This window comes from Bacillus sp. (in: firmicutes) (assembly GCA_012842745.1).
In the GTDB taxonomy this organism is placed as follows: domain Bacteria; phylum Bacillota; class Bacilli; order Bacillales; family Bacillaceae_J; genus Schinkia.
On sequence record DUSF01000041.1, the window covers coordinates 1 to 11367 of the forward strand.

7 protein-coding genes and 1 CRISPR repeat array (1 of these 8 only partly in view) are annotated in these 11367 nt (G+C 32.5%); all 7 genes read right to left on the minus strand.

Features of this window, described 5'->3' with window-relative positions; all coding sequences use genetic code 11:
* Positions 1 to 405: 405 nt before the first annotated feature.
* The 7 genes from GX497_10875 to GX497_10905 all read right to left on the minus strand — a co-directional run bounded on the left by GX497_10875 (position 406) and on the right by GX497_10905 (position 10771).
* On the minus strand, positions 406 to 1698 hold the full coding sequence (locus GX497_10875; GenBank protein ID HHY73700.1) for a TIGR02710 family CRISPR-associated protein: 1293 nt from the start codon (positions 1696 to 1698) through the stop codon (positions 406 to 408).
* Between the two features lie 232 nt (positions 1699 to 1930).
* Entirely contained in the window at positions 1931 to 3787 is a 1857-nt protein-coding gene (locus GX497_10880) for a TIGR03986 family CRISPR-associated RAMP protein (GenBank protein HHY73701.1), read from the minus strand.
* A gap of 11 nt (positions 3788 to 3798) precedes the next feature.
* A complete protein-coding gene (locus GX497_10885) occupies positions 3799 to 4359 on the minus strand; it encodes a TIGR03984 family CRISPR-associated protein (protein ID HHY73702.1) in 561 nt (186 codons plus the stop codon).
* Positions 4356 to 5738, minus strand: coding sequence for a hypothetical protein (locus GX497_10890; protein ID HHY73703.1), 1383 nt, complete (start codon positions 5736 to 5738; stop codon positions 4356 to 4358). Before GX497_10890 ends, GX497_10885 begins: the two co-directional genes overlap by 4 nt.
* On the minus strand, positions 5728 to 7893 hold the full coding sequence (locus tag GX497_10895; protein ID HHY73704.1) for a hypothetical protein: 2166 nt from the start codon (positions 7891 to 7893) through the stop codon (positions 5728 to 5730). Before GX497_10895 ends, GX497_10890 begins: the two co-directional genes overlap by 11 nt.
* A complete protein-coding gene (locus tag GX497_10900; GenBank protein HHY73705.1) occupies positions 7878 to 9497 on the minus strand; it encodes a hypothetical protein in 1620 nt (539 codons plus the stop codon). Before GX497_10900 ends, GX497_10895 begins: the two co-directional genes overlap by 16 nt.
* Positions 9498 to 9514: 17 nt before the next feature.
* A complete protein-coding gene (locus tag GX497_10905) occupies positions 9515 to 10771 on the minus strand; it encodes a DUF1887 family protein (GenBank protein HHY73706.1) in 1257 nt (418 codons plus the stop codon).
* Between the two features lie 352 nt (positions 10772 to 11123).
* Positions 11124 to 11367: direct repeats of the CRISPR family, unit length 36 nt; unit sequence GTTTCAATCCTCTAACCGAGGCTTTTGCGTTGATAC (it continues 1457 nt past the right edge of the window).

Consider the following 11367-nt stretch of genomic DNA (forward strand, 5'->3'; position numbering starts at 1 on the left):
AAGAGATGAAAAAAATTTTAAAACAAACAAAAAAGGGGAAATAGTACGCTTTTTTATCCATTAAAAAACCGCCAAAAATATTGATTTACCAATGGTTTTGGCGGTTTTGAGTGTCAAAGATGAGATTTTAGTACGAATATCCAAATATTGCAATAATTATTCCCTCTCCTTCGAAAACTACATTTTTCTCATTTAGATATTATTATTTTTCCCTTTGTGCTAACAATTATAGATTGAAAAAACATCCATTAAATCAAATAAAATGAATGTTTTTCCAATTTAATATGTTACAACCTAACGCCCTTTGAATGCAAGTAATAGTATTCCTTTGGTAGAAACTAATCAAAATTATTTTATTGAAATACAAAAAATCATCTTAATCACGAAAAATAAAAACAGGAACTTTTAGTGAAATTTTGTTGGGAGCTGCTGATAATCTTTAAATCCTTGTTTAAAATTTAATGCTTGATCACATTCATTAATAAATGGCCAAATCACATTCTTCATTTCATTATAGTCTGATTCATAAAGTGGTTTATTTCCATGAGCTAGATAGCTATAGTTTCGTTTTTGCAGGACATTTCTTAATTTTGCTTCCCAGTTTTTCCAAACTTCTCCTACTGGGTGGTTTAAGTAACTTAAAAGCCTATAGCCTTCTTCCAAACCAATTTGTATTTTTTTATTTCGGTCACTTCTTTTTTTTTCGTAATAATCAACGTACTGCTCTGGAAGTAATGATACATCAATATCAGATGTGTTAAGCTTTATTTCCCCTGTCATTAAAGAAAATTGTTCATACATTTCCACTGCCCGGTAAACTCGGGCGATGGCATCATCATATTGTCGATGTTCTGCTTTTCTTTCTGCATTATTTAAAAGATCATAAACAAGTATAAATCCTAGTCCTGGTGGATTTTTAGATTCAGGTTTCCAATCTTCAAACCATTCGACTGTCTTTGCTAATTTTTTTACAAGTGAATTATAGGAATTTATAAATTCATCATCTTTTTTAAACATTTCAATATAATCCACTGCTGAATGATAATTGAATTTATCCCATTCGTCAAAAGCTTTTGCTAAATAATATAATCGGTTAAATTGTTGTTTCTGAGCTATATGATTATTGGCACTCAATTCATCTAAAATATGATATGCTGCATTGTAACTTCTTTTTGAAATAAGATTCTCACTCTGCCTTAACTGTCTTTGAATGAATACAGAGTTAGTAGGAAGTTTCTCAATACGCTCCATTCCATTCCTAATTTTAACTAAATCTTTACGTATTCCTGCTACAATTGTTATATCACATTCAGGAAACTCCATCCCAGCTATTGCCAATCCAACTGACATTGATTTTGTTCCACCAGTATAGTCAACAATCACATAATCATTTTGATGGAGATGCTTAATAATCTTTTCAACTGCCAAAGTATAAGTATTATAAGGATTATCGCTTTCTACAATAATAATCTTATATTTTTCAGGAAGAAGTCTTGTTTGAGCTACTATACTGACACGTTTTTCCCCAGTATTATTATCTTCACACACAAAACCATCTCCATCTACACTTTCTTTACTTCCTTTATTTGATACTGTTGTCTCAGTTGCAAAAAAATATACAAGATCCGGTTTATTTTTAATAATAGATGTTACAATCGGTTTATCGGTTCCACCAACAGTAACAAATAACACTTTCATTGAATCACCTTCTTAATGCAATAGTTCCTTACACAAAAAAGTTTTAAAATTAGTATTTTTTAAATAGGTTTCCAAATTTTTCATTTTCTGCAAAGGCATTACCACAATACCAATCACTTCTCTTACTGCGCCTATCACTATGTGCCATTACCAGTATCACCTAAAATTCCCCTCTATTGTAATTCTGCCTCTTCTTATAATTTGATCGATTGTTTTTTTCATCTTTTATATACTAAAAACTTGGCAAAGATTGATTCTCATCCGATATGTGAGGTAGTGAATATTTAATTTTAGGAGTCCCTACTCCTCCGCGGTTCCCAACAAACCATAAGAAAACTTTTTCCCTATTTTTTCCATCTTTCCCAACTGGATAAGAAATATTTTTAGGTGCTTGATTAAAAGATGATACTTTTTTTACATAGTCATAGGCTGTTGTTGAAATCATTGAGGGAATCTCATTCTCATTTATAATGTTGTTTAGCGGTAGAACATCGCGTTTGATTTTTCCACCAGTTAAACAAACTTTTCTTTCCTTAATTTCTTTAACTCTTAATTTAATACTTCCTAAGCCTAACGGTTTTCCCATGCCAATTTTATGACATAAATCATTATCATTGCTACCTAAATTTAGAGTCCATGTTAAATTCTTTAATTCATCCTCCGTTATACCGTCAAAGAATATTTTAAATGAAAATATGATTCCTCCGTTTAATGGTCTTACCATCGCATTTAATTTATTTAACTTTTGACAGCCTAATGGGTGAACATTTTTTCTCCAATCTTGATTATGCCAATAAAACTTTCGACCCTTGACTTTAGGAATATAGTCTTCGCTTGTCTTTAACACATTTTGTTTATTTATTTTTATCCATTTTCCTGCATAATCATAGTTCCATAATTCTGCTCCATTTGGTCTTTCTAAATAGAATTCTGTTGCTGAAGGCTTTGGAGAAGAAAGTTCATTTAATACACTAGGTTTATTATAAAGCGCAGTATAATCATTTCTTTTTTGTTCAAGAACTGCATCCGTAAAACGAAGCCTCGATGAAAGTGCATCTCGACGTGAAACCATTCCAAATAAAGAGCATGCTGAGCATATGCAATCTTTCTTTTGACATGGTGCATAATTTCCTTGATATAATAAAATATCACTTAATTTTGTAATAAATACTTCTTGAGAGATTGAAGCAGGAGTAAGATAATATATTGTTTGGCCATTGACATTTCTTTTATTATAATAAATCAATATTTTATCATTTTCTCCTAATCTCATTTTTGCATAGATTGAGGGTTCTTTTTGCTGCCCATTATCATCTTTTTTAATATTATTATCGTAGACACTAATAACTTGTTTTAAAGAATCAATCATTTTCAAGGCTTCTTCATTATTAAATTTCTCAATAATATTTCTTTCTTTTTGTGGAGAAAAAATCGCCTCATGTTTTTTATTGAATTTATTAGTTTTATGGATGTATCCTTTTTTTACATTTTCGCCACTCATTTTATCTGCATTAATTTCTAATACACATGTTCCTTTATGGCTAAAATATACTTCTTGACCTTCTTCAAAGTCATCAAAATTATTTACCTTTTTACATTTAGATTTAGGAAGTCCAGTATTTACTCGATATCTATCCGCTTTTTCAAGATACCATTTACCATCACTATGCTTATAAAATATTGCAGGCTCCCCTGGTACTGATGATCTTTTATGGAAAGATTCGTCCTCATTAATTGATGACAGACAAGATTGTGTTAATGCCTCGTACATCGACCGAATGACGCCGCGGATTTCACTCCCAGGTATAATTGGTTCAGGTTCTTTTTTGGACTGACCATTATTCAAATCAGTATAGGAATAAAAGTCATATGACTTCCCCCTTCCTTTTGCTGCAAAATCAAGAGCTTTATCTGATGTTGTATTTGGAATAAAGATTGGTGTTTTCGTTTCTAGTTCACATTCAATGTACCCTGTAAACTTTTCTTTCAATTTTAACTCAGAATAATTTTGTCGTACACATTCATCTATTAACGGAATAAATGTGTAAGGATTTACAAACAGTTTATTTTTATCTTCTTGCCAACCCATGTTAACACCCCCTATAACGGATTCCCTTGTTCATCTAATAAGCTACATAGTCTTGCATCTTTAAATTGAATCATTCCATCCTCATCGTAAGAATAATAATTTCTAACCTTGTAAAATATTTTTGAACTGTTTTCAATTTTCCTTGTGCTAGGAACAAAAACTTTTAAACCACGTTCTTTCTCTTCTAATATAATCCAATTATTTTCGTCAGCTTCTTTTTTTCGTCCCCAAATCGCATATTTCATATCACAACATTGACTGTCTCCTGGCTCCTTATAATCAATCCGTTTCCTTCCTTGAAATTCATCTCCATTTTTCCATAAATAAAGCTCGCCATCTTCGTGAAATATTCTTGCTTCTAACAAATACTTTTCATGAAACTGATTATGCTTATAAAACTGAATTTCTCCATCATAAATCCACCCCAACTGTACTTGGTCAACAAAATGCGCAAGAATATAACTCGTTTTATTTTTACTAAAATAAATCATTTCTGCCTTAATCTTTTCAGATTGAACAGCAAATTTTTCAATTTCTGATTTGATGTTGTTTGTGATAGAAGGAAAAATCATCTGTACACTTCCTCCCTTCGCTCCCTTCGCTCCCCTATTAAATAATCAGCTAAGGAATTGTAATGATCCTCAATAAACACTGAATCAACTTCTCTTTTTTCTCCATCTTTTATATAAAATATATGTGTACCCGTTAATATTCCTCGCCCAATACTTGTCTCACCGCCTACGGCTAAATAGCCTTCTTGTAAATCCTTTAAAACTAATAGTAAAATGCCAATTTCATATTTCTGCGGTTTTTTAATTTCTATTGTTAGTTGAGTTTTCCCTTTAAAGCAAGGTGTAGAATCAAATAAAGCAGAAGTAGCTGCACCACCTGTAAATCGGTCAATCCTCACTCTCGTTTGTTTAATTTCACGACTACCCTCAATTTTTGTTTCATAAAACCGAATTCTTGAGGCTTTGGCCTTATTCATCGCTTCATCAACAAAACCGAATAGATAATGAATCAGTTCACTTATGCGATTATCTCTTTCTCCTAATTCCCTGAGAATACGATATACTTGATGACGAATGACTCCATTCCAAGTTGTTCCAGGAATAATAGCCTCATTATTAGACATTAAATGATGATAATCTGGTGAATCCACCATATTTGTATATTGTCTGATTAAGATAGAAGACTGAATTGCAAATGGTATGATGAATGTAATCCAGTCGTCTTGTTTTACTCTTTTCCGTAAAGATGCCCATTCTTCGATGATTGTATTGGAACAAAACGAGTTCCAGTTAAATTCAAGCCATTGATTAAATGCAGCCCTTGCATTGTTCCCAGCTAATGATAAATCTAGGATTTTAATAGATTGGCGACTCAACTTTCCATAACCAAAGCCACGATTCGTTTTAGCACCAAAACGAACCGAACCATTTATAAGCTTGTCCAGCATCTCAAATAGTAGACCTTTCAGCGCAAGGTCGTCATCACCTTGGCGAACAATAACTTCAAAGCGAAATTCAAACTCACATCCAGGTTCCAAAACTTGATAATCAAATTTAGAACCTTCTTTAACTACTTTTGTCTGTTCTTCAATTCTTATTCCATCACGTACAGACATTGAATATGACTGCTCATCAAGTAGATGCGCATCATATACGTATAAACGACTGATTTGCGAAGAATCCGCTTCACTATTTCCATTACCTCTTTTTCCAAAGAGCTGTTGAATAATATCTTCCTCTTCTTGACCATGTTCTACATTTGCAAGGGCACTTCGGAGAATGCCTGCAATTGAAGTTCCTGGAATAAACGGAATGCCATTACCATTTAAAAGGAAGTCGTGATCCGTTTCATTGTTCAGACCAGAGCCGATTATTACTGGTGATAAAAATTTAAAAATGCTCGAAATATAAATACGTCCTATTACGCGATCATTGCTCATTTTTTACCACCTGCTTCTTTTTTTCTATTTCCCTGTTCATAAATTTCATCTGTAGAAAAATAGTTTTATAATACAACTTCGCTAGTTCCCAAGAGTCAACATACGCCTTACTTTCCTCAGTTAACAGTCGATAATCTTTAGAATAAATAGAAATTTGTTTCTTTTCTTCTGCAAATTGATTCTTTTTGTAAAAATCCCAAAACGGCTGGAGCTTCTTTCTCTTGCTTTCTGATAATATTTTCTGTTTTTTATAATAAGTATCTTCTTCAAATTTTTCGATTGAATTTGCTGCATCTAGCATTCCTATTAATTTAGAAATAAGTGAATTATGAAGAGATACGTTCGCAGCATTTAATGCACGTTCTATAACTTGCTCGTGCATTTTTCGTTTTTGGATTGCCGTTAAAAGCAATTGTGTATGAATAGGTTTTGCAAGCGACCTTTCATCTTTTTGTTCGATTTCTGGTCTATAGTAAATAGAGTTAAATCCATGCTGATTAACTAAGATTCTGCCAAAACCTTCATTTGATCTTAATCCATAGCTATCCTTTTCAAGCTGTTCAAAATCAATATCAACTTCACACTCTTTTATTTCAAAGACAAACACACTGCCAGCTGCTAATGCTTGACATTGGATTTTAGGTAACCCCCACTTCCCATTAAAACCACCTATTTCCGTAGTACTAACAAAATATTGTTTAGTCGACAGCATTGGATATTTGTCATGAATTTCATTAATTAAATGAGTTGGATTAGCTTCTATCATTCCTGTATTAGGATTTCTTACAATACATGGTGAAGCCAGCGTAATGACACATCGCTCATCATAGTCAAAAAATGTTGTTTCATAATCAGAAATACTATCTAATTGAATGTTTACTTTTGCATATTGCGCCGTTTTTGACCGACCAATTCGAATCGTATCCTTATTTTCCATCAATAAAGCTAGTCGTTCTAAATCATGCTTTTCACCTATAATACTGCCACAAAATGATTGTCCTTTCTTGAGCACAACATATTGAAAAAAGGCTCCTTCATCCTTTGTAGCATGACCAATCATTCTATTTTTAGGGCGTTGATGATGGTATTCAATCTCCACTTCAGGAACATATTTTTGAAAACCACCCACTGTAAATGCAACATACCCGCTAAGTTTTTTCGTTTGTATTTTTTCCTCTTCTACCGTTTGTTGATCCTCATTAAACGCTAAATCATAGCATTCCGTTTTATCTTTTTTTTGTACGAAACTTAATGGCGTCGGATAATATACAATCTCTCCATCATATGGATAAGCATTAAGAAATTTAACATGATCGCTTAAAAACAAACGATAAAACTCCTCATTATAATGTGCATCATTTTCAAGCCGATGTTGTTTAATATATTCCGTCGCGAAAACTCCTAATAGAGCACTTCCGGATAAATATGTATCTGTTTGCGAAGCTGAATGAATTTGTTGGGATAAAATTAACTGTGTTTGCAGTGTCAATTGATAGGTCAATTGACATAGATTATCGTCACTAGCATGCACATGAATAGGATGGGAGAATTGTTTCAGCGCTAATTCTTCCTTCAACTCACATGATACTTCCCCTAATCCTCTTGTTCTATTCAATCCAATATGACGCAATGCTTTACAACAATTTTTTAATAACAAAATCACTTCTTGATCATCCGTTTCCAATTCTATTGGAATATGAAATACTTGCCCTTTCTTGATCACTCTTAAGGAACGTAGTGAATCCTTAAGTGCTGCCCCTGTATTTTTATTAATACTTGTTTGTGAGCGAACATACGTATAGTAATCCGTTATATTTTCTTTTTGATAAAAGGTTTGATACCTCTTATCACTTTTAAGATTCTCGACTTCTTTTCTAAGGACTTCATAGTTTTGTAACACACCATTATCTACTTTAAGTGAACCTTCCTGTTCGCCACTTATACCAAATAACAGCGCAAATGCTATCTCATTAAAATCTTCTTGTAACGCATCTCTTATTTCCAATGCCGCTTCTTTTAGGCATCCTTTAATTCGACGTGCAGGAATAATCGGAAAACCAAGTTCGTCCGTAGCAATATCAATATCTATTACACCTGGTACAGATTCTCCAGAAGCAGTACATAAATCAGATTCTAGTTTTATTTCAACGAACATTTCACTGGCTCCTCCTCTCCAACAGGAATATATAAATCTAACATTTCTAGTACATCAAAAAATGGGGTTATATATTCGCTTGTATACACTTCTAAATCACCAGTCAAAGTAGTAGCATCAAAACATTTAGGCAATCCTAGTTTTCTACTTTTTGCTTCTTTCAAAAATAACGCAGTTTCATTTTCCCCTTGAATTAGTGCATTTCTAAATTGTTTCAAACGGTGACGTGGCCACTTTTTTATGAATTCGGTATAAATTTGATGAAATTTTTTGATGTTATACAATTCAGTTTCTGAATCGTCTTCACCAACGATCCATGGTCGCCATAATAAATGATAGGTATGATAACCTTTATCCAATTTGTGTTCTGGGTATGTGTAATATTTTTGTCGTATCTGATGGAGTTCTTCTGATATACCACCTTGAACAATGTGGAAGTCTAACCAGCTTTTCGGAGTATCTGAATGTATTGCTTTAGCTTTTGCTTTTGCATAGGAACAGCAATGTTCAGCTATTTCATAAGCCTGTTGAAATGGAAAATGTGGTTTAACAATGGCGATTCCTGCACAAGCAGATAGCTTTTCATCGCTATTTGGTATTGAATATTTTTGAATTTCCTCTAAAAATTTCTTTGTAAGTGACAAAGCAATCCGTGCGTCACAAACAAACGTAACATCATCTCCATTAAGGACAATATCACGAAGTGGCAACATAATTTTCTCACTTTTTTGTTTTAGTTTAAGCCTTTCTAATGATTGATTCTCAATGGCATGAATTAATTTCCTAGTCATCTTTTTAAACACTTCACGATATGTTTCTGCTATAAAAGCTGAAAATGTTCGTATAAAAGCAACTGCTTCCTGATAATCTTTGTACTGTTCTAAATATTTTTGTAATGTCTTTCCTAGTGAATTGCCATCAATATGAATAATTGCAATATGACTTTCTCCATCTCTACGCCCTAAATCGTCTAAATCAAGAGGCATTTCGTATTTGGAGCAATCAAAATACAGACAATTATTTTTCGCTTCTTTTTGGAATTCATATGCTGCTTTCTGTTTACTGTACAATTCAAATGGAACATACTTTTTAATAGATTCCGTTGTGTCTATATTACTAACAGGTCGCTGGCTTCTTGTGCAAAGTTCAGTAATAGATAAACCTAACATCGGTTTTGCAGGAGGGTATTCGTTTTTTTTCTTATGGATCTTTGCATAAAGTTGATCTAAATCTTTTTGAAAATCAATTCCTTCCACTTTTTCAATCACACATATTAGTAAATTAACACCTGTTTTCAATAGTATTTTTTCAGATAATGCTTGATTTACCTTTTTAGCAACTTCAATTTGTTGATAGGCAACAACAGCCTTTCCCCCACCGCTATAAATAACCTCTGCCTCAAGTGTTGGATTAGATAGCATTTTAAAGTTCGTATCTTTTTCCCAATCAATATGATAATGTTGGCACTTTTCTTCAATCGTTTCATATAAATATTGTTTTGTAATATTTGCGACAATTGTTGATGCTCCCATATTTTCCTTTAATTTCGAAGACTGAAAAATATACTTTTGAATTCCAGTTACATCATATAGTGCGAAGTACATATAGACCCTCCCTTTTTTTAGTAGCTTAATAATTTCTCTAATTCTACTTTTAAAAAATCTGGATGCTTTACCGTCTCCAAACCTATTAGCTCAACTTTTTTATTTTCCATGGCATCGAATGATGACAAATCATTTTTAATATCTTCAAGCGAGTACAGTTTTTGATATGGTTGTCTACTTTGTTTTTTCTTTTCTCTTATTGTCGTTACAACAATAACATTAGCATGTCCTCCACCTAACTGTTCTGCTCGATACATCGCTTCAAATGCTTTGTTTTTTATTCTTGAAAGTTTTTTGGAAGTTGTGCAGCTAATTACATATAATTGATAGCCCTTCATGACAACAACATCTATTTCACAATCTCTATTATTATATTTAGCATATACTGACATTTGTACTTCTGTTAGCTTTAATGGTTCTGCTAATTGTTGAATGGTCAAAAAGACATACTCTTCAAGCCATTTTCCATGAAGCCATTCTATTAATCCCTTAAATTCATTTAGTGAATATTCATCGAATCGTTTTAAGAATGAAGAGAGATATTTATAAATATTATTTTCAAATTGGTTTTTGTAATCTTTTTTATCAAATTTTTTACTATTATCATCAATGGCTTCCTTAATATATCGAACATGATAACGTGGTTCAAGTAGGTCCTGCTTCTCCTCAAAACCTTTTAGAATAAATTCTGCAAAATCATTTGGATCTTTAAAAAACGGAGTGTACTTGTCATCTTTATAATCCATTAAGTGCATTTCAAACATTTCTTTAATAGTTAACTTTACATACTCTCGTAGATCTCCTGACGTTGGAAAACTATAGTCTCCTTTATCAAGTACAATTTTAAATGAACTATGATTTAGGTCACTAAACACAACTTTTATTTCGTGCCCTTTAGCATATGAACTGACTGCTTGAAAAGAATGAACAGCCATTGGCTTTGTGCCGCCCGTATAATTTAAATGAATAGATGTAATTGTTTGCTTCTTTTGTAATTCAGCTAGAATTGACAGAATAGATTTAGTAATATGCTCACTGTTTCTTTCACTTTCTCCCAAATTATGAAGTTTAACAGAGTTAGAGAACAACTTTAGCATCGCTCTAATTTTTTTCGCATATCTTTCTGTTTTTGATGAATGAAGAAAAATAAATTGATTTGGAATTGGCATATGTTGAATATCTTCACGGTTTTCAGTTAATAGGTATTTTGTAACAACATAATTAGGTAATGGATTAGAACCGATATTGAGTAATAAAATATTAATAGTAATCATCTCCCTTTCCAGTTAATTTATCTAACTTCTCCACAAATTTACAAAACCCTTTATTTTTCTACTCATTTAATTACTTTTTTACAAATTTAATCAAAAAATTAGCACTATTATTTTAGAAATTCCACTCAATTCATGTGAAAATCCCAAAACATTGTGCTTAGGTTGGAAGTTGCCATTTTCAAAATTCGAGGTTTTCCCTTAATACTGATAGGAATAACTTGAGTTTCGCACCTTATTACTTCAATGAATAGCATCATAGTTTTAGAGCTAGGAAAATAAGAACGTCCGCATGAACACTAGTTTTGGTATGTTTACGCCAAAAACGTGTTCAGAAGCTAGGATTAAAAAAGATGTTTCAATCCTCTAACCGAGGCTTTTGCGTTGATACTGCATGATAAAATATAAATATTGTGTATCTTTTGCAAAGTTTCAATCCTCTAACCGAGGCTTTTGCGTTGATACAATCCAAAACGTTCAGCGATTAACACCGCCTTAGTATAGTTTCAATCCTCTAACCGAGGCTTTTGCGTTGATACTTGTTGAATTACCGTTATTTCTGCGGCTTCTCGCTAAGTTTCAATCCTCTAACCGAGGCT

Bases quoted from the DNA above. Each gene is read 5' to 3' on its own strand.
- GX497_10875 (HHY73700.1), bottom strand. From the start codon at position 1,698: ATGAAAGTGTTATTTGTTACTGTTGGTGGAACCGATAAACCGATTGTA.
- GX497_10880 (HHY73701.1), bottom strand. From the start codon at position 3,787: ATGGGTTGGCAAGAAGATAAAAATAAACTGTTTGTAAATCCTTACACA.
- GX497_10885 (HHY73702.1), bottom strand. From the start codon at position 4,359: ATGATTTTTCCTTCTATCACAAACAACATCAAATCAGAAATTGAAAAA.
- GX497_10890 (HHY73703.1), bottom strand. From the start codon at position 5,738: ATGAGCAATGATCGCGTAATAGGACGTATTTATATTTCGAGCATTTTT.
- GX497_10895 (HHY73704.1), bottom strand. From the start codon at position 7,893: ATGTTCGTTGAAATAAAACTAGAATCTGATTTATGTACTGCTTCTGGA.
- GX497_10900 (HHY73705.1), bottom strand. From the start codon at position 9,497: ATGTACTTCGCACTATATGATGTAACTGGAATTCAAAAGTATATTTTT.
- GX497_10905 (HHY73706.1), bottom strand. From the start codon at position 10,771: ATGATTACTATTAATATTTTATTACTCAATATCGGTTCTAATCCATTA.